At 41.9% G+C, this 18,942-nt stretch carries 18 protein-coding genes; 10 read left to right on the top strand and 8 right to left on the bottom strand.

Going from position 1 to position 18,942, the window contains the following annotated elements; genetic code table 11:
- Positions 1-99 precede the first annotated feature (99 nt).
- A complete protein-coding gene (locus TW85_RS03075; protein WP_046015594.1) occupies positions 100-966 on the top strand; it encodes a LysR family transcriptional regulator in 867 nt (288 codons plus the stop codon).
- Positions 967-1,122: 156 nt separating this feature from the next.
- Complete coding sequence (locus TW85_RS03070) at positions 1,123-1,920, top strand: DUF1338 domain-containing protein (RefSeq protein ID WP_046015593.1); 798 nt, start codon at positions 1,123-1,125, stop codon at positions 1,918-1,920.
- A 43-nt stretch (positions 1,921-1,963) separates the two neighbouring features.
- Here the strand turns inward: TW85_RS03070 and TW85_RS03065 are convergent, their stop codons facing one another.
- Positions 1,964-2,650, bottom strand: a complete 687-nt coding sequence (locus tag TW85_RS03065) for a hypothetical protein (RefSeq protein ID WP_046015592.1) — start codon at positions 2,648-2,650, stop codon at positions 1,964-1,966.
- Between the two features lie 127 nt (positions 2,651-2,777).
- On the opposite strand from TW85_RS03065, the gene TW85_RS03060 reads away from it, so the two are divergent.
- The 6 genes from TW85_RS03060 (at position 2,778) to TW85_RS03035 (ending at position 7,661) form a co-directional block, all read left to right on the top strand.
- Complete coding sequence (locus tag TW85_RS03060) at positions 2,778-3,194, top strand: rhodanese-like domain-containing protein (protein WP_046015896.1); 417 nt, start codon at positions 2,778-2,780, stop codon at positions 3,192-3,194.
- 10 nt (positions 3,195-3,204) lie between these two features.
- Positions 3,205-3,459, top strand: a complete 255-nt coding sequence (gene grxC, locus TW85_RS03055) for a glutaredoxin 3 (RefSeq protein WP_046015591.1) — start codon at positions 3,205-3,207, stop codon at positions 3,457-3,459.
- A 54-nt stretch (positions 3,460-3,513) separates the two neighbouring features.
- Entirely contained in the window at positions 3,514-3,972 is a 459-nt protein-coding gene (secB, locus tag TW85_RS03050) for a protein-export chaperone SecB (RefSeq protein ID WP_046015590.1), read from the top strand.
- A 208-nt stretch (positions 3,973-4,180) separates the two neighbouring features.
- A complete protein-coding gene (locus TW85_RS03045) occupies positions 4,181-5,872 on the top strand; it encodes a hypothetical protein (RefSeq protein ID WP_046015589.1) in 1,692 nt (563 codons plus the stop codon).
- Between the two features lie 63 nt (positions 5,873-5,935).
- Entirely contained in the window at positions 5,936-6,535 is a 600-nt protein-coding gene (locus TW85_RS03040; RefSeq protein WP_046015588.1) for a penicillin-binding protein activator LpoB, read from the top strand.
- A complete protein-coding gene (locus TW85_RS03035) occupies positions 6,489-7,661 on the top strand; it encodes an LPP20 family lipoprotein (RefSeq protein ID WP_084616084.1) in 1,173 nt (390 codons plus the stop codon). Before TW85_RS03040 ends, TW85_RS03035 begins: the two co-directional genes overlap by 47 nt.
- Before the next feature lie 80 nt (positions 7,662-7,741).
- Here the strand turns inward: TW85_RS03035 and TW85_RS03030 are convergent, their stop codons facing one another.
- Positions 7,742-9,142, bottom strand: coding sequence for an MFS transporter (locus TW85_RS03030; protein WP_046015586.1), 1,401 nt, complete (start codon positions 9,140-9,142; stop codon positions 7,742-7,744).
- A 49-nt stretch (positions 9,143-9,191) separates the two neighbouring features.
- Positions 9,192-9,572, bottom strand: coding sequence for a hypothetical protein (locus tag TW85_RS03025; protein WP_046015585.1), 381 nt, complete (start codon positions 9,570-9,572; stop codon positions 9,192-9,194).
- A gap of 241 nt (positions 9,573-9,813) precedes the next feature.
- Here TW85_RS03025 and TW85_RS03020 point away from each other — a divergent pair, with 241 nt between their 5' ends.
- Together TW85_RS03020 and TW85_RS03015 are read left to right on the top strand one after the other, a co-directional pair.
- A complete protein-coding gene (locus TW85_RS03020; protein WP_046015584.1) occupies positions 9,814-11,586 on the top strand; it encodes a GGDEF domain-containing protein in 1,773 nt (590 codons plus the stop codon).
- A 365-nt stretch (positions 11,587-11,951) separates the two neighbouring features.
- On the top strand, positions 11,952-12,773 hold the full coding sequence (locus TW85_RS03015; RefSeq protein ID WP_046015583.1) for a hypothetical protein: 822 nt from the start codon (positions 11,952-11,954) through the stop codon (positions 12,771-12,773).
- 110 nt (positions 12,774-12,883) lie between these two features.
- Here the strand turns inward: TW85_RS03015 and TW85_RS03010 are convergent, their stop codons facing one another.
- The 5 genes from TW85_RS03010 to TW85_RS02990 are packed head-to-tail and all read right to left on the bottom strand — an operon-like array spanning position 12,884 to position 18,828.
- A complete protein-coding gene (locus tag TW85_RS03010) occupies positions 12,884-13,861 on the bottom strand; it encodes an oligopeptide/dipeptide ABC transporter ATP-binding protein (RefSeq protein WP_046015582.1) in 978 nt (325 codons plus the stop codon).
- Positions 13,854-14,912: an ABC transporter ATP-binding protein gene (locus TW85_RS03005; protein WP_052701806.1), complete on the bottom strand. Its 1,059-nt coding sequence runs from the start codon at positions 14,910-14,912 to the stop codon at positions 13,854-13,856. The genes TW85_RS03010 and TW85_RS03005 overlap by 8 nt, the downstream gene beginning before the upstream one ends.
- A complete protein-coding gene (locus tag TW85_RS03000) occupies positions 14,912-16,729 on the bottom strand; it encodes an extracellular solute-binding protein (RefSeq protein WP_052701804.1) in 1,818 nt (605 codons plus the stop codon). The genes TW85_RS03005 and TW85_RS03000 overlap by 1 nt, the downstream gene beginning before the upstream one ends.
- 22 nt (positions 16,730-16,751) lie before the next feature.
- Positions 16,752-17,798 (bottom strand): ABC transporter permease subunit, encoded by a 1,047-nt coding sequence (locus TW85_RS02995; RefSeq protein WP_157196878.1) that lies wholly within the window; start codon positions 17,796-17,798, stop codon positions 16,752-16,754.
- Between the two features lies 1 nt (position 17,799).
- Positions 17,800-18,828, bottom strand: coding sequence for an ABC transporter permease subunit (locus TW85_RS02990; RefSeq protein ID WP_052701801.1), 1,029 nt, complete (start codon positions 18,826-18,828; stop codon positions 17,800-17,802).
- Between the last annotated feature and the right edge of the window lie 114 nt (positions 18,829-18,942).

The raw sequence follows: 18,942 nt of genomic DNA, 5'->3' as shown, positions 1-18,942 counted from the left end.
AAATACACTTTTCCTAGTAATGCTCTAGTTTTTTCCTATAGCTAAACGCATACTCTTAACCAATATCACACTTTACTTGGTTTAATAGAGTTCAAAACTATGGATATTCGCAGTCTCAGGTATTTTAAAGCCGTCTATGAAGAAAGAAGCTTGAGCGCAGCGGCAAAGCGCTGCTTTGTTGCCCAGCCTTCTATCTCTGCCGCCATTGCGCAATTAGAAGAAGCATTAAAAGTCTCCCTTTTTACTCGTCACTCTAAAGGGGTCACAGCAACCGATAACGCCAAGGACTTATATCCTCATGCCTGTAAAGTCATTAATGATTTACAAGCCTTGCCTAGTCTCTTCAACACTCAACAAAGCAACCTTGATTTATCCATTTCATTAATGCCATTTTTATCAGGTTCTCTGGTCAGTCAGGTAATTAAAACCATGCTGGCACAGGTACCAAACTTACAACTCAATTTGGTGGATGAATCTGAACAAGCGGATTTGAGGTTTACCTGCCAACGCTACCTAACCAGTGAAGATATTTTCCATCCCTTGTGGGAAGACGATTATGTGCTTGCGATGGCACCAGACCATGCTCTAGCGAAACAAAAAGATATCAGCCTCAAACAAATAGACGGCTTACCTTTTATTAGTCGCACCCCTTGCGACATTATTGAGTCTTGGCATTATTTAATTCACAAGCAAGGCATTCAGGTGGATGTAAGAGCTCAGGTAAAAACCGAAGAATACGCACTCGATTTAGTTGCAGCAGGCCTTGGCATCTCCTTGATTCCAGAGCACTCAGCCAGACAAAGATCAGACATCTGCTTACGGCCACTTAATGATGCCAACTTTAAACGCCTAGTTGGTTTAGCGCATCATAAGTCGCAAAGCCTGCCAAATAGGCTCTTACAAAGTATTTTAAATAGTAAAATGGACTTGCAAAAAGCGCTTCAAAAACAAGCCCTAGAGACCTAACTGAAAACAGCAATGGAGACTTAAATAGCCATGATATAAGTCATGCCCAACTTTTTTGCATGAGAAGATGATAATTAAGCTTTTGTTAACTTGTCCTATAATTCGCTACAGTTAATGCAAGTTAAATGCAGCTCAACTGAAACAGGATACTCCAAGATGTTAGTTCAAGATTTTTTCAACTCCCTATGGCACAGCTATATTGCAGTCACACCACAAGCAAAACGCATCCAAGAATTATTTGAAAGTAAGGGTGAAAAAGTACTGAATGACCATGTGGCATTTCGTACCTTTGCGAACTCTCCTATTAGCCTAGACAAGCTAACACCTATGCTTGAGCAAATCGGCTACCAAGCCTATGGCGCTTTCACTTTTGAAAAGAAACACTTGTTTGCTAAATGTTTCAAACATTCAGATCCAACCCAACCTAAGATTTTTGTCAGTGAGCTTCTATCTCATGAACTGTCTGAGGTTGCGCAAGAGGTGATTAACAAATTAGTTAACCAAATTCCTGCACAGGTTGTTCAATCTCCAAGTATTTTTTGGCAAGGCCGTTTGTGGAGCAAGCCTAGTTACGAAGAGTATCAAGTCCTTGCTGCTGAAAGTGAATATGCGGCCTGGTTATCGACTATGGGCCTTAAAGCTAACCACTTTACTGTTAGCATCAACCACCTAGAGAACTTCGACACTATCGAAAGCGTGAATCAGCTATTGATAGATGAAGGTTATACCCTAAACGAAGTTGGTGGTCTGATTAAAGGCACACCTGAGCTTTTCCTAGAGCAGTCTTCAACTATGGCGGATAAGATTAAGTTTGAATTCTCTTCAGCTAAGAAGGTTGAAATTCCATCTTGCTTCTATGAATTTGCCCTAAGACACAAGATGGAAAACGGTGAAGTGTTTGATAGCTTTATCGAAGGTAATGCCGACAAAATTTTTGATTCTACTAATCAATAATTGCACACCAAGATTCTCTGGCACGACCAATCTGTTGGCACCACTATTTCGCGATAGTCGGTGCCAACATCATATCTAGCTGACCTGCTGCATAAATCTGCTGACCATAAAGAGTGACACTGGTAATAAAGTTTGAGCTAGGTTTATCGAGTTCTAATTGTGCAATCAATTGGTTTTCAATAAAAAGCTGATTAGCTTCACTTAAAGTCACAGCAACTCTGGGTAATACTAAACCTTGTTTCGTATAAAGCTGCCAAAGCTGCGTTTCACCTTGCACTAGATTAATCTGGCTTGGCTGTACCGCTTTGGATTTTTCCGCATTTGCCACTTTATAACCCGCATACTTAAGCGCTAAGTTCAGCTTTATGCCTTCAATATCCCCTCTTTTTCTCGCTTCAACTTTCTGATTAAGTGCGATTAACTTTTTTGTCAGCACCTCGTTTTTGTTTTTTAGTACACGATTAATTTCAACAATAGTATCTGGGTTATTGGATAGGAGAGGTAATTCAGATTGGGTCGAGGCAAGTTCACCGCTTCTTTGCCACCACTCATCGGTTAGGCGAGAGAACTGAAACTGTAATTGTGATCTTTGCTGTTTAAGCAGCTGTACTTCGTCAAGCGGCGGTTCTATTTTAGCTTGTGTTTGAGACGGTTTAACCTGACTGGTACAGCCCGTCACTAAGATAATCAGTAAGGCACCAAGACCCGCTTTTAATAATTTAGTATTCATATCCTTACGTCTTTTACCTCTTCTACTTATTCAAGTCGCCCTGAGATTCTATTTCTATCATGTACGCCCTGCTTTTGCCGTGTATAATGCCTGCAGTTTTTTGATAGGTCTAATGGGTCTTACGCGTATGATGAACCAACTAATTGAGTTTTCCACCAACCATTGGGAAATGGTTTCCCTCTTTATTGCCTTACTAGCACTTGTTATTTGGGTTGAGAAGAAAGGTGGCGCTGGTAGCTTGTCCACAGGAGAAGCCACTAACATGATGAACAACGAATCCGCTGTTGTCCTTGATATTCGTCCTGCTGCTGAGTTTAAAACTGGTCATATTACCGGTGCAATCAATATTCCAGCGACAAAAATAAAAGATCAGATGGCGACACTTGAGAATCATAAATCAAACCCCATCATCTTAGTTTGTAAAACAGGTATGACTTCTGGTGCGAGCGCGAAAGAGCTGCAAAAAGAAGGTTACACTGTCTATAAAATGCAAGGCGGTATCGCTGAGTGGCAAGGTGCCAATTTGCCATTAGTAACTAACTAGAGAGGTCAAAATGTCTCAGGTAACTATTTACTCAAGTGACTATTGTCCTTTTTGTATTAGAGCGAAACAATTGTTGAAAATGAAGCAGGTAGAATTCAACGAAATTAATGTTGATGGACAATCTGCGCTACGCCGAGAAATGACAGAAAAGAGCGGCCGTACATCGGTTCCTCAAATCTGGATCCAAGAGCATCATGTCGGCGGTTGTGATGAATTATTTGCCTTGGAACGTAATGGTAAGTTAGATGCATTACTGTCTCAGTAATGCATTAAAACCTGACTAAAAATACTAAAAAATATATAAGACTAAGGAAATACAATGGCTGAAACTACAGAAGCAGTTGCACCGCAACTTGCATTACAACGTATCTTTTTAAAAGACATCTCGTTTGAATCTCCACGTTCACCTATGGTTTTTCAGGAAGAGTGGAAACCAGAAGTTGGTCTAGAACTGAATACTAAAAGTCGTCAAGTAGGCGAAAACCTGTATGAAGTAGTATTAGAAGTCACTGTTAATGTTAAAAACAACGGCGAGAGTGCTTTCCTAGTTCAAGTTCAACAAGGTGGTCTGTTTGCCATTGCAGGTCTTGACGATCAGCAGCTACACCACGCTCTAGGCGCTTTCTGCCCAGGCACTGTTTTCCCTTATGCTCGTGAAAACATCGACGCACTTTGCGTTAAAGGCAGCTTCCCTGCCTTGATGCTTGCACCAGTTAACTTCGATGCGCTTTATATGGATAGCCTTAAGAAGCAGCAAGCTGAAGAAACATCTCAATAAATTATTGAGTGATAAAAAGAAGGGCTTAATTGCCCTTTTTTTTGTGTTATAAATAATCAACCGCAGCTTATTGTTTCCACTCACCCAGGGAAGAACATGGCAAAAACCAAAAGTGTCCGCAAGAAAAAGCCTTGTGCCCGATGTATGAAAATACGTTGGATGGTCCTTTACTGTGCCTGTATTGCCCTAATACTTGTGTTGTTTACCCATGAATATATGCAAAAAGGACTTTAGAAGCGCCTACCTAGCCCTTCTTTCTGTTTTATTTTTATCTGGCTGTGCCACTTACAATCAAGGCATCAGTGATAGCCGAGACCTTGCTAAACAAGGCCAATGGCATGAAGCCGAAGAGATTATCTCTGAGACACTAGATAGCTCGCAAGACCACCTATTACGCCTATTAGAAAAAGGGGCATTAGCTCAGTATCAAGGTGATTATGAGCGCAGTAATCAACTTCTTGAACAGGCAGAAAGACTTAGCGACACCTTCCTAGAAGAGAGTATCAGTAGCCGTTCTTGGGCTTTACTTGCTAACCCTATGCAAGGAGATTTCCAACCGACTGGCTTTGAACGTGTTTACATCAACTTTTTCAAGTCTCTCAACTATCTTGCACTTGCCGAACAAGCGAAATCTCGACAAGAACGTCAAAGCCTACTTGATGCAGCCTTAGTTGAATCCCGCCGTATTGATCTTAAGTTAAATGAAATTGCGGCACTTAACCCAAGCTATGAAGACATAGATGGCGCTAACAAGGCTTTTCTATCTAAGGCGGTGGATTGGCTTTCTGGTTTCTATACTGGCGGCATAAATAGTGATGACTATGTTTACCGCGACGATGCCTGGGCCAGGTACATGGAAGGCTTACAGTATGAAATAAGTGGCGAGTATGACGATGCTCGTATCGCTTACCAAGCCTCAGCAAACCTTTACGACAAAGGTTATACCAAGCAATATAATCTACCTAAAGATGCAGGCCAAAGAGCTTGGCTTGATACCATACGTATGATGAAAAAAGCAGGCGGTTGGCAAAGTGAATACCCAAGCCTTGCCAAAGAAAAGCTCAACAAAAAGTATCAAGCATTGCTAGCAGACTATGATAAAAAACCAGCCGAAATTATTGTTCTTGAAGAACAGGGCTTTGTGCCTGAACGAAAAGAGCTCAACTTGATGTTATATGCATCCCCACAAAGTTATTCATTAGTACTAGAGCCACTTTACACAGGCACCCACCAAGATGCGAATAATGCCTCACGCTGGTTTAGCATGGTTTATGCTGATCAGGGTTTACTAAACCTCTTTGCTAACTATCAGGCGGGGGGAGCTTGGAATACTTTTGCTGGCGTATTCACTAAACGCATTATTTTAGGCAATGCTGGCTGGCGTTCATTACGTTCTGTCGGCATAGATAAGATGCTAAGCGAAGCCCCTGTTCGCATTGCTGTCCCTTATTACGACCCTGTAGTGCTAGACAGCACTAAAACCAAACTCAGCTCAAGTTTAGCAACCTCTGGTGCTAGCAAGCATGATTCCGTACGTATGACGTCCTTGGCTGACATCACTATGCAAGTACAACTCAGCCAAGCAAGCCGTGATATCTATGAGACCTTGCTAAGGGAACTTTTGCGCAATTACTTGGCCTATAAAGTGTCCAGTGAAGTGCAAGATGAGACAGCCAGCTTGTTGCTAGGCTTTGTCGGTAAAATCGCCGTATTGGCATCCGCATCATCTGAAACTCGAAATTGGTCGACTCTGCCAGCTCAAATACGTTTAACACGACAAGCAGCGGATACAGGCTTACAGTCTCTAAATTACCAAACCAATGGTAGAAACTTCACGTTAGACCCATTTGAATTAAATAAAAACCAAATTAAAGTTTGGAATATTCGTAACCCAAACTAACTTTTGATATAACCTCATCCTAGAGATAAAGGTTTTAGACATTGCTAATAAAGGAAGCACAAAATGACTAGTTTTTCTTGGAAAACCCTTGCGGTTGGTATCCTAAGCCTGATGTTGATGGCATGTGGTTCAACCAGTGTAAAACGTGTATCAGTTGATGAAGAAATTGCTTTATCAGACCGCTGGAACGATAAAGACTCTAGCCTAGTCGCTGAAGAGATGATGACAGACATGCTGTCTTTCCCTTGGTTTAGAGATTTTAGTTTCAAAAACTCAGGCAACCCAACTGTTATCGTACAAAGCATCCGCAACAAGAGTCATGAACACATTCCTGTTGATACCTTTATCAACGATATAAAGCGCTCTCTATTACGTGCTGGCAAAGTTGATTTTGTTGCATCAGGTAGCGAACGAGCTGACATTCGTACCGAAAGAGAAGACCAAGAGCTAAATGCTGCCGAAGGTACTGCTGCACAATTTGGTGAAGAACAAGGTGCTGGTTTTGCTCTTTCAGGCACAATCAACTCTATTGTTGATTCCGATGGGGACAAGCGTGTGACCTTCTATCAAGTTGACCTAAAATTGATTGATATGACAACCAATAGGGAAGTTTGGAATGGACAGAAAAAACTTAAGAAACTTGCCGATAAGAGCTTCTTCTAACATGTGGTCCCGCTCTTTAATTCTAGTTTCTAGCTTGATGCTCGGTGCTTGCACCGAGCTATTTGTGAAATCAGATGACTCAAGCGAACCAACTCAAGTTGCTAATACAAACCAAGCAGCACCTGCCGCTAAAGCAAGCAGCAGCACGCTTAATACAGCCGCAAAAAATGCGACTCCTAGCTGGGTGTTATCACCGCCAAGTGATGCACGCTACCTTTATGGTGTTGGCAGTGTGATTCAGTCGGAAGATTTGGTCGCCGATATTAAAGGTGCACGTCAGCAAGCTAATGCAGACATGGCCAATCAGCTAAGAGTCACGGTTTCTCAAAGCAATGTACAAAGCACTCAGGTAAGCCAAAACACGTCACAGTCTGAGCAGGTGTTGAAATCCTTTTCATCAACCACGCGTATGGACACTGAGTCTTTAGTATTAGAGCAAAGTGAAACTGTTGAAAATGTGGCTACAGGCAAATACGTTTATGTACTGCAACGCCTTGATAGAGCAAAAATTACGGCGCGTTTACGTCGTGAGATAACAGAACTAGACTCTCAACTAGAAGCCATCGCCCTTGAAGCAAAAACCCAAGGTAATCTGGTTGAGCAATGGCAATCTATTTTGCCGGCTCTCCCTATCTTGTCTGAACGTGCACAAAAGCTTGATCTATTACAGCTATACAGCACAAGCGCTAACCTAGCGTCAGCTAAAAGCGAGACGATTAAAGGCTTAGAAAAGCAGCTATCTAGTCTGTTAACGCAACTCTCGATTCAAGTGAGTAGCCAATCCGCGAGAAGCCAATCTTTAATCAAGGTGCTACGCAGTGAGCTAACAGATAAGGGCTTAACCCCATCGAGTAAAGCCAGCAGCCCTCTCCGTATTAACTTGCACATTAGTACTAACAAGCAAGTAAAAGAAGGACGCACTTATCAGTTTGTTAACCTGAATGCATCACTTGATGAAGTTACCCATGATAGCTCTAAAATGTTGGCAAGCTGGAGCTTAACTGGTCGAGGTATTTCTGCCACACCAGAACAAGCCACTCAGTCTGCCTATAAAAAAGCAGCTAAATCTTTAGCCGATGAAGTTTTTACCTATTTAACACAAGGTAATTTGGCCAATGCTCAATAAGCAAAGCTAAAACCTTCTGAAAGCGACATAAAAAAAGCCTCTTATGAGGCTTTTTTTATGTCTGCTTAAAGGCGCTAAATCTAATGGATTCGACCACGAGTGAAGGAGTAATAGCAGGCGCAAAGTGCGCTGATTAAAGTCAGCACCATAACAACTCTCACCACCCATAAAAGCTGGTCTAAATTATCAGGCCCTATACTTTGACTCCCTAGCATAATCGACATCAACATCATGACGACACCTGTACTAAAGAGATTACCCATATTACGTGACAAGCCCACTAAGGCAGAGGCGATACTCAACTTATCCTTAGAAGCAGAACCGATAATGGCATTGTTGTTTGGAGAGGAAAACAAACCAAAACCTATCCCTAAAAAGATCAAACCCACAAACACATAAGTGAGAGAGGTGTCCATATCTAGCCTTAGTAATAAAGCCAACCCTAAGGCAAAACTCAAACACCCCAAAGTGGCTAAATACCTAGGTTCATATCTATCAGATAGACGACCAGAAATAGGTGCTAACACCATCATGATAAAAGTCTGTATCAAGACAAGTTGCCCGGCTTCAAAGGGCGATAATTCATGAATATATTGCAGATAGAGACTCATTAAGAAAACAATTGGAAAGTTAGCGCTATACATTAAAAAACTAGACAGAATAGAGCGACTAAACACACGATTTGCACGCAATGCACTAATACGAATAAGCGGCGACTCAGCTCGCCCCTGCTGCTTTATAAATACATATAAGAGTACGAATCCTAAAGCGAGTGAAGTAAGATGAGCCATATCCTCAACATCGGACATACCAATAAAAAAGGCACTCACCCATGCGGCAAATAATAAGCTACCTAGCTTATCAAGACGCTCAACCTGTGCCGATTTCCACTCGCCTTTTACAAAGCTAAAAATCAGCATTAAAGCAATTAACATGACAGGTGTTGGCATCCAAAACACTGCACGCCAACCAAACTCCTGCGTTAGCCAGCCACCAATAATTGGGCCACAACTCAAACCTAAATACACAGAGGACGAGGTTAAACCTAGCGCAGCGCCACGATTGGAATTAGCAAATACCGCCCCGATAATACTCATGGAAGTCGCAGTAATTAAGGCAACAGAAAAACCTTGAAACACCCTTAAAGTTAAAAGCGATGCAATATCCTGTACTAGAAAAACAAATAGGGATAAAAGAGAAAAGAGAGTTACGCCTGTGATATACATGCGCTTTCTTCCCACCAAGTCAGCTAAACGCCCAGCAGGAAGCAGCAAAACAATATTCCCCCACAGAAAACTCGTAGGCATCCAACTCACAGCACGAGCACTAGCATCCAAATCTCGAGCAATACTAGGAATGGCAATACTCGCAGCAGACATACTGACGGATGTGACAAAAATAGCCAGGCACACACTCAGTAAAGCAAGCCACCTTGCTTTAGCGTGAGTATCATAAAAGTCTTGAAGTTGTGAGGCCGTCATATCATTCCTTGTCATAAGTGCGAATTATACGGGCACTTATATAAAACCTTTATCCGTGAAGACGTTTAACAAATAAGGTGAGTGCAACAAAAACACAACAGGCAAGTAAAGCGATAAGGTTTTCTTGCATTATGGGTGAAAAGACTAAGAAGAACCCTTTACCCTTAGTAAGCGCTGAGAAGCTAGAAACAAAAAATGGACAAAGTACGAGTCGCATTACCTGAAAGAAGTTATTTTTAATACGGTCAAGATTGAGAGGCCCTGTCGCGAGTATTAAAGCCGTACCCACTATCAGCGCTATTCCCATAGAGTTAAGCCACAACCTCATATCCCAAGCAAAATAAGATGCGGCGATAACCAGATACCAAATCAAATAACACCACAGAATCAAAATACCGGTCGGCAATTGTTTTAAATATCTTAGCAGCATAACAACCCTTTTTTATTTTGTTTGTATCAATCCGTTAGCACTCTGACAACAGGCTCAGTCAGGCTAAAGTAACACATTTATGAAGACTTAAAGTAATTCAAAAAATGCGCTATTTACCTCTTTATGTTAACTCAATTACAAAGCTACAAGTTTATACAATGTCATCTAATTGTCATCAAACTAACCTAATCTTCAACCATGTCATGGCTAACTGCGTTTGCAGCCATCAATGAGGATTAGAATGCAAAAGTTAGATGTACAACAGCAGCTATTCAAAATCTTAGCTGACGAATCAATAACAGCTTACTTTCAGCCTATTTATGACCTAAATTCAGGTGAACTATATGGCCACGAAGCCTTGTCTAGAGGCCCTAAAGAGTCTGATTTACACTCTCCTTTAACGCTTTTCCAACTAGCAGAAGAAAACAATAAATTACATCAGTTGGAACTACTATGTCGCGAGAAGGCCATTGTCAGATTTGCCGAACTTGCCCTACCAGGTAAACTCTTCTTAAATGTGAGTGCTTCTTTATTGAGTTCGCCTGAACATCAAAAAGGCATGACGCTTGCCATTTTAGAACGCTTAAACATAGCCCAACATAACATAGTCATGGAGCTCTCTGAGCAACATAAATTCGAACACAATGGCCTTTCCCATGCCACCATAGAACATTATCGACAAATGGGCTTTAAAGTCGCGATAGATGACTTGGGAGTGGGTTATTCCGGCCTTCAGCTTTGGTCAGAAATTCAACCTGAGATAGTCAAAATTGATAAACATTTTATTCAGAATGTCGATCAAGACCCTGTCAAAAAAGAATTTGTTCGCGCCATGGTTGCCATAGGCAATCGTTTGAATTGCGACATCATTGCCGAAGGGATAGAAACCCCTGAAGAGCTTAATCAGCTTATTAAACTTGGCGTTAAAAAAGGCCAAGGCTATGTGCTGGGCCGCCCAACACCTAACCCTGTGGAAACTGAAAGTGATATTTTAAACGTCACCTTAAGCCGTCGCCGTTTTCAAAAACATGTGCGCGACAGTGTTATGTCTCTCTCTAAGAAAGTGCCGACACTCAAAGCAGGAGACGAATTAAAAACAGCAAGCCAGCTTTTTAGTCAATCACCTGAGATTATGGCGATTCCTATCCTTAAAGACAGCAAGCCTATTGGCGTGATTCGCCGTAGCCAGCTACATGAGTTATTTTCCACACCATACGGCAGGGCACTATACGAACACACAGATGTGAGCCAAATGCTGACTCAAGACGCCCTCATTGTAGAAAGCCATATCAGTTTATCAACCGTGTCGTTACAGCTAACCAATCAAGATGCCACCAGCTTGAATAATGAAATTATTATTACGCAACAGGGCCAATACATAGGCATGGGGAGCTTAAAAGACCTACTAAAGCAGATCACAGAATTAAAAATACAAAATGCCACTTACTCTAATCCACTCACTTTATTACCGGGTAATGTTCCCTTAAACCGTGAGATTGATGAGAGGATGCAAACAGGTCAAAATTTTTTCATAGCCTACTTCGATTTAAATCACTTCAAACCTTTTAATGATGTATGCGGTTATGCCGCAGGGGATGAAGTCATAAAGCTAGTAGGCAAGTTAATTGAAAAACATGTAAATCAAGCCCAGCACTTTATCTCGCACATTGGCGGCGATGACTTTGTGGTCATTTTTTCCGACCTCAGTTGGCAAGCAAGATGTGAAAAAGTATTAGCCGATTTTTCCCTTGGCATTCAGCAGCACTATAGCGATGCACAGTTAAAAGCCGGAGGAGTGAACGCCTTAGACCGTAACGGGGAAATGCGCTTCCATAGTTTACTCAGTCTCGCCATAGGTGTCGTTCACCTATTACCAAACCAGTGTCAGAATCATTTACAGGTCGCAGAAATTGCCGCCCAAGCCAAAAAAGCAGCGAAAAAACAAGGTGGAAACACCTGCCTATTATTTGATATGAACAAAAAACAAGCATCTAATGCGGCTTTATGCTGTTAGATGCTCTGTTACATTCACATAGCAAAGAAGACACTAATTTATGAATACGCCTCACTATAATTTTTGAGGCAGCCATTGCTTTAAGATCCATACAGACTGACTGTCCGCCCATAAAAAATACTTTTACCCCTCTCATTACCACAGCCACTCCAAGCATAGAAATAACTTGATCAATTTTTAAAAAATTTCTTCATAAACAGTACGAATATCATTATTACTAATAAATAGTCGCAGTTTGTCCCAAATTGTGTGTAAACTGAGATGCTTGGAAAAAAGCTAATTCTGCTTGAATTTGAAATATTGTGTAAATGATTTTTAAATACATACATATTAAGCTAGGTAAAACCGAAAAACAGGAAGGAATCATGCGACCAGCAAATCCAGAATACATATTATTGGCACTAAGGACTCAGATTAAGCGCAACGGCTTAACCTACCCAAATCTAGCAAAAGAACTAGATACACCACTATCAACCTTAAAGCGCCATTTACATAACCCTAACATTGCACTTGAAAGGCTACTCACCTATTGCCAAGCGGCAAAAACCAGCTTAGAAGAAGTGCATGATTTAGCTTTTGAGCTAGAGAATTCAAAACTCACCTTATTTAGCAAAACCCAGGATGAGATTTTTATTCGCTACCCAGAGTTATATGACTTCTATCGTGAACTAAGATTTAAGTCAGATAATTTTGATCAACTTCTCGAAGAATATGGTTTAGATGAGTTAAGTGTTTACCCTTATTTAAGAAGCTTAGAAATTCTTGGCATTATCAACCTCCAAGAAGGCAATAGGTTCATCTTCAAAGGCCAAAGCTTTTACAACTTCCACCCAGATTCAGCTCTGAACAAAAGGATCGAAGAATCCTTGAAGAAGCAGCTAATTAACTCAGATGCGCCCGTCAGCTTAGGCTTATCAAGAATCATGATTAGCGCCAGTGAATTAGAAGAAATTGAATCAACCATATATAAAGAAATCCTTAATAAGCACAACCGCAATATCAAAAAGGGTTTCACCTCAAAAGAATATCAAAAAGACATTATCTTCACTCACCAACCTCATAAACTGGCGACACTATCCAAAGATGGTATCAAGCCTCTTCCTAACTCCTTCTTAGCTGAATTCAAACAATCATTAAGCGAAATAGAAGCCAGCGCAGACCATTCTGATATTAGAAGATCAGCCTAACTCCCCTCTTAAGAAAACAAGCAAATCAACATATTGCCTGTTGTAAAGACTCCTTTTACGACAGGCTTGCTCCACCCAGATTGTTTTCAACCAAGATTTACCTAGGAAACCTAGTCAAGCTCATCCACTAAGTGGCAGGCAATTAAATGCGCTTCGTTTGCTAATGCCTTAAGTTGTGGCGCCTGCTCTTTGCATCTATCCATGACCTTAGGGCAACGACTAGAAAAGTGGCAACCTTGGGGTCTGTTAATGGCAGAAGGTACGTCCCCTTGTAGCACTTGTCGTGCTTTACGTTTTCTGGGGTCTGCAACAGGTATCGCAGAAATAAGAGCCTGACTATAAGGATGTAGGGGTGCCTCATAAAGGCGTTGTGCGCTCGTTAACTCAACAATTTTACCTAGGTACATTACCGCCACTCTATCTGAGATATGCTTTACCACAGATAAATCATGGGCAATAAAAATAAGGGCCAATTGCATTTCTTGCTGCAAGCTTAATAACAAGTTCATGATTTGAGCTTGCACCGACATATCCAAAGCAGATACCGCTTCATCACAGACAATCACTTTAGGTTTTAACGCTATGGCTCTGGCGATTCCTATTCTTTGTTTTTGCCCCCCTGAGAATTCATGGGGATATTTCTCCATCGCCTCAACCGGTAACCCTACTTTAACTAGAAGCTCCTCGGCCCATTGCCGCCTTTGTTTAGCATCGCCCATTTGGTGAATCTCAAAAGGCTCTTGTAAAATGTTCCCCACTGTATGGCGTCCATTTAAACTATCCATAGGATCTTGGAAAATGATCTGCATTTCTTTACGTAATGAGACCATTTGCTTCGACGTATAATGGGTTATATCCTGCCCTTGAAACATGATTCGGCCAGCACTTGGCTCCATCAATTTCAGTAGACTACGAGCTAGCGTACTTTTACCACAACCAGATTCGCCCACCAGCCCAAGGGTTTCACCCGCTTTTAAACTGAAAGAGACATCATCTACCGCATATAGATAACTGGCTTTTGAGAACCAAGAATCTGACAGCTTAATGTGCTGACTGAGATGACGAACTTCTAATAAGGTTTCAGGCATTGTTGACATCCTCTAAATGAAAACAACGCACTAAATGAGTCTCTGAATGTGAGCCTGAGTCAGCGTTGTCATAAGCCTCTAACTCTGGCTTTGAGACCTCACATTGCTCAGTACTAAATTCACATCTATTACTAAAACGACATCCCTTTGGCATGTGTGACAAGCTAGGCACATTGCCTGGTATGGCTTTTAATTGAGTTTTACTCAAGGCATCTAGCCGAGGCATAGACTGCATTAGCCCTTGGGTATAGGGGTGACTTGGGGATTCAAACAAGCTAAAGACATCTGTGTGCTCCACCACATTGCCCGCATACATAACGACAACCTGATTGCACATTTCAGCAACCACGCCAAGATCATGGGTGATAAAGATAATCGCCATACCCGTTTCAGCTTGTAAATCACGCATGAGCTCAAGAATCTGAGCTTGTATGGTGACATCCAGTGCGGTTGTTGGCTCATCAGCAATCAGGATATCGGGTTCGCAGGCCAAGGCCATTGCTATCATCACCCTTTGTCTCATACCACCCGATAATTGATGGGGATAAAGATCAAAACGTATCTCAGGTTCAGCAATACCCACCTTATCTAGCATGGCAATGGCGGCTACTTTACGAGCCTTTTTACTTAACTCGGGTTTGTGTAACTCATACACTTCGCTCAGTTGTCTGCCAATCGTATGCACAGGATTCAAGGCTGTCATAGGCTCTTGAAAAATCATAGAAATACGATTACCACGCAAAGCATAACTCTCTGGCAAACTGAGGGCTGTAATTGAGCTTCCTTGATATAAGATATCGCCGCCAATCACCTTGCCATAAGGCTGTGGTAAGAGCCCCATAATGCTGGCAGCTGTGACACTTTTACCACAGCCGGATTCGCCTACTAAACCTAATGTTTGGCCTTTTTTTACGCTAAAGCTCACATCGTCTAATACAGTGATGGGGCCAGAGTCCGTTTCAAAGCTGACAGCCAGTTTCTCTACCCTAAGGATATGCTCTGCTTCCATCCTTTTTGTATCTAATGACGCGTGCTCATGGCTATGGCTCATTAAAGGGATTCCGCCCCGTGTTTTTCAACTCGGTTAACCACAGGAAAGCTCTGCCCTGATTTTTTCGCTTTGAGCGTCTCTTTTTTCATGTCCTCATCCAGCCAAAACAAACCATATTCAAAGCCAGACTCATCCGCTAAGGCCGTACTTAACCCCACCCCTAAAGTGTTAGGCAAGCGAACATAACGCCAATGAGCTAGACGGGTATAAGGCACTGAGTAGGTAGGGATAAAACAATCACACGCCATAATTTTTTCTTGAATCTGATGGGATAACTTAGCTTTTTCCTCAACATTAAATTCGCTATCGTAGGCATCGATCAGCTTATCCATTTCTGAATCTTGATAGTTAGTAAAGTTATTGGTCTGTGGCTTGGCATTAGCAGAGTGAAAATACTGCCAATACACAGGTTTCATCCCTGCCCCCATTCCCAAAAAGACAGCTTGGTGCTTTTTCTCTAAGGCAGCTTTAAATCCTGTCGCCCCTTCAGCTAGGTTTAATTGTAAGTCTAATCCTGCTTTTTTAGCTTCTTCCCTTAATACAGTCGTTCTTGCAGAGTGAATTTTAGATTGGTAGTTCATCACTAATACAAGACGCTCACCTTGGGCATTTATCCTAATGCCATCACGATCTAAGGTGTCATAACCTGCTTGAGCAAAGTATTCAGCCGCCAGCTTAGGGTCAAAAAGCTTAGCCTGCATATTAGGGTGATCATAAACACCTTTACCTGAGCCAAAACTTTGCAGGTGAACATAATCACCAAATAAGGCCGTCTCTATCATCTTATCCACATTCATGGCATGAGTAAGGCCTTTACGCACATTGGCATCTTTCAGCAAAGGGTTTTCTAGGTTAAGCCAAATACCTGTTGCACCTTGAGGGGTATTATTAAACAGCCAAGATTTTTCAATAAACCCTTTATCATAAAGCGGCCCTTTAGCTTGGTTGTGCCATATACTAGGAAACAACATAGGAACAGCATCAATGCTGCCTTTTTCAAAATGCTTCATGGACACATCTTGGTCACGAATGATCTTTAATCTCACTCTGTCTACGTTATAACGGTTTTGATAGTAAGGGTTGTTATATCCCCACCAGTCTTTTACCTTCACAAACTCAATAGACTTACCCTTTTTCACCTTACCTAAGACATAAGGTCCAGTAACAGGTTCAGCTTTCCAGTTATAGCGCTTAATAAAGTTTTCTGGCAAACCATCTGGGTAAAAATGCTTGGGTCTAGGTGTTGCCCCTAAACGTGCTAATAAATCATCTTGAGGCAACCTATCAGCCGAATGCAGAGCAAAGGTATCCTCGTCATAAACCGTGATCCCTGTGATGCTATTAGTGTAATAGTCCTTATACCAAGGCGCTTTGGCGTTATCACTGCGCATATACTCAAATAAGAACTCAAAATCAGCCGAGCTAATGTCAGCGCCGTCCGACCAGCGGGCAGTTTTATCTAGCTTGAAATACACCGTCTTTTGGTCATCATCAAAGGCCCATTCTGTGGCCAGTGAAGGTAAATATTCCCGTGTATTCGGGTGCATCTGTAATAGGCCAGGTTGGCCATCTAATAAGAAAGGCCGAAAGGATCCGTTGGAGTCAGGCCCTATAGTACGAAAAGTCAGCGGGAAGGTGCTTAAGCGCAAGTTATAAACGCCACCTTGTTTCGCATTCTTATCTGCGAAAAGCGGTGCATCAGGGCCGGATGTCCAATTAAGGTTAGTGGGTAAAGCCGCCGCCTGAGCCAAGCTAGATAAAAGTAAAACACCTAAGCCTGTTTTCAGACTAGCTCGTAAAAAAGTCATTGTTTTCATACCTTTATTCCTAAGCAAGAAATTAACGATAACGAGTATATTTTTTAGGATCAAAGGCTTCTCTCACCCCTTCTCCGATAAAGGTCACCATGGTTAATACCAAGACAATGGCACTGACCACAGAGGCGCCTATCCAATAGGCATCCATATTAGATTTCCCCTGCTGTAGTAAGTCTCCCCAACTAGGGGTTGGAGGCATCAAACCTAAGCCTAAATAATCCAATGCGGTTAAAGCACTAATATTAGCCACCACACCAAAGGGGGCTAAAGTCACTATCATCACCATAGTATTGGGTAAAATGTGTTTCAAAATAATACGCCACAAACCTGCACCTTGGGCTCTTGCAGCTTGCACATATTCTCGTGCTTTTTCCTTATAGGTTAGCGTACGCATGTACCAAGTAATGCCCATCCAACCAAACATTACATTAATTAAAACAAAGAGAAAGAAACTGGGTTGGATAATTGAGACAAGAATCATAATGACATACAAGAAAGGCACCATGGACCAAATTTCTATGCCTCGCTGCATCAAGAGGTCAAACTTGCCACCCATGTACCCCATTAAACAGCCAATCACGACGCCTATGCTATAACACAGGGTAAGGGTTAATAGGGCAAACCAAATGGCGATACGAAAGCCATAAACCAAACGTGCCACCACATCTCGCCCTAATACATCGGTACCGAGATAATGACTGTCCTGCCAAGATGGAGGATTAGGCGGATAATTAACGCCATCAAAGTCTTGCTCGAACGCATTCCAAGGCACAGGTGGCATCAGCACCCAATTTCCTTGATCTTCTTCGGAAAACGTTTGTGCTAACACACGATAGTCCACCTCATAGGCGTAATCTAAACCAAAGTCTTCCCCTGTATTTACACCAGTATAAGTAGGGAAATACCATTGGCCTTGATAGCTCACCATCAGAGCTTTGCTGTTAACAAAAACTTCTGCAATACAAGACAGTAGAATCAATAAGGAGAGAATAATAAAAGAATAGTAACTGCGCTTTATCTGACGAAAGCGCATTAGCTTTTTTTGAGTGAGCGGATTAATACTAAACACCTTAGGCTCCAAACTTCACTCTAGGATCAACCAATGCCACACATAAATCTGACAAGATATTCCCCAACATTAACAAGATAGAAGACACAGCTAAGATCCCCATCACCACGGGGTAATCTCTTTCCATCAGAGCGTCATAACCTAGCAAGCCAATGCCGTCGATATCGAATACCACCTCAATCAAAAAAGAGCCTGCTACAAACACAGACACCACATTGCCTAAATGGCTCGCGATCGGGATGACACTGTTGCGAAAGGCATGTCGTGTCACCGCCTGTTTAAATGACAAGCCTTTTGCCATGGCTGTTTTCACATAATCCGCCGCTAGATTTTCTAACAGGCTGTTTTTCATTGTCATGGTAAGAATGGCGAAATCCCCTATGACATAACAAATCATTGGCAAAACAGCATGTTGAGTGATATTCCAAACCTTGTCCCAGAAATCTAAATAATCAAAATCATCCCCAACAAAGCCCCCCATAGGCAGCCATTCGAGCTGAAAAGAGAAGATACTTATTAAGAGAACCGCAACAACATAGTTAGGTAAGGCATAGCCCGTGAATATCATCACAGAGCTGACATTATCCATCTTGCCACCATGCTTCAGGGCCTTTAATACCCCTAAAGGAATGGAAACCAAATAGCTGATAATAAAGGTCCAGAATCCATAAAATAAAGAGATGGGGAGACGTTCGACTATCATGTCCCACACGGGTTCATAATAGCGACTGGATTCGCCAAGATCTAAACGGACTAAGCGATTTAGCCAGTCCCAATACGCCTCTATAACAGGTTTATCTAACCCATAAAAAGCATTCAGTTCATCGATTTGATCTTGTGACAGGGTTTGAGAGATTTGAGAATTAACCGCACGGCCACCATCTTGAGTTTGCTGCTGCATTTGCGCAATCATACGCTCCACTGGGCCGCCAGGCACAAAACGTGTCATGGCAAAGACCAAAAGCGTCACGCCGATAAAAGTCGGAATGATGAGCAACAAACGACGAAAGAAATAAGCCTGCAAATACATACCTCATAACAAAGACTTAAAGTTTATCTTACTCCTAACTTACCTCATTCAGCCGGGATAACGAAGCGCTATCAGAGTAAAGAAAACACCGAATAAGAGATATCCTCTAAATAA

Origin of the sequence: Marinomonas sp. S3726, assembly GCF_000967665.1 — a bacterium.
GTDB lineage: Bacteria > Pseudomonadota > Gammaproteobacteria > Pseudomonadales > Marinomonadaceae > Marinomonas.
Note: the sequence above shows the minus strand (reverse complement) of the source record. Positions and strands in the feature narration are given on the sequence as shown.

Coding starts and splice junctions, on each gene's coding strand:
- TW85_RS03075 (WP_046015594.1), top strand. CDS start 100: ATGGATATTCGCAGTCTCAGGTATTTTAAAGCCGTCTATGAAGAAAGA.
- TW85_RS03070 (WP_046015593.1), top strand. CDS start 1,123: ATGTTAGTTCAAGATTTTTTCAACTCCCTATGGCACAGCTATATTGCA.
- TW85_RS03065 (WP_046015592.1), bottom strand. CDS start 2,650: ATGAATACTAAATTATTAAAAGCGGGTCTTGGTGCCTTACTGATTATC.
- TW85_RS03060 (WP_046015896.1), top strand. CDS start 2,778: ATGATGAACCAACTAATTGAGTTTTCCACCAACCATTGGGAAATGGTT.
- grxC (WP_046015591.1), top strand. CDS start 3,205: ATGTCTCAGGTAACTATTTACTCAAGTGACTATTGTCCTTTTTGTATT.
- secB (WP_046015590.1), top strand. CDS start 3,514: ATGGCTGAAACTACAGAAGCAGTTGCACCGCAACTTGCATTACAACGT.
- TW85_RS03045 (WP_046015589.1), top strand. CDS start 4,181: ATGAATATATGCAAAAAGGACTTTAGAAGCGCCTACCTAGCCCTTCTT.
- TW85_RS03040 (WP_046015588.1), top strand. CDS start 5,936: ATGACTAGTTTTTCTTGGAAAACCCTTGCGGTTGGTATCCTAAGCCTG.
- TW85_RS03035 (WP_084616084.1), top strand. CDS start 6,489: ATGGACAGAAAAAACTTAAGAAACTTGCCGATAAGAGCTTCTTCTAAC.
- TW85_RS03030 (WP_046015586.1), bottom strand. CDS start 9,142: ATGACGGCCTCACAACTTCAAGACTTTTATGATACTCACGCTAAAGCA.
- TW85_RS03025 (WP_046015585.1), bottom strand. CDS start 9,572: ATGCTGCTAAGATATTTAAAACAATTGCCGACCGGTATTTTGATTCTG.
- TW85_RS03020 (WP_046015584.1), top strand. CDS start 9,814: ATGCAAAAGTTAGATGTACAACAGCAGCTATTCAAAATCTTAGCTGAC.
- TW85_RS03015 (WP_046015583.1), top strand. CDS start 11,952: ATGCGACCAGCAAATCCAGAATACATATTATTGGCACTAAGGACTCAG.
- TW85_RS03010 (WP_046015582.1), bottom strand. CDS start 13,861: ATGCCTGAAACCTTATTAGAAGTTCGTCATCTCAGTCAGCACATTAAG.
- TW85_RS03005 (WP_052701806.1), bottom strand. CDS start 14,912: ATGAGCCATAGCCATGAGCACGCGTCATTAGATACAAAAAGGATGGAA.
- TW85_RS03000 (WP_052701804.1), bottom strand. CDS start 16,729: ATGAAAACAATGACTTTTTTACGAGCTAGTCTGAAAACAGGCTTAGGT.
- TW85_RS02990 (WP_052701801.1), bottom strand. CDS start 18,828: ATGTATTTGCAGGCTTATTTCTTTCGTCGTTTGTTGCTCATCATTCCG.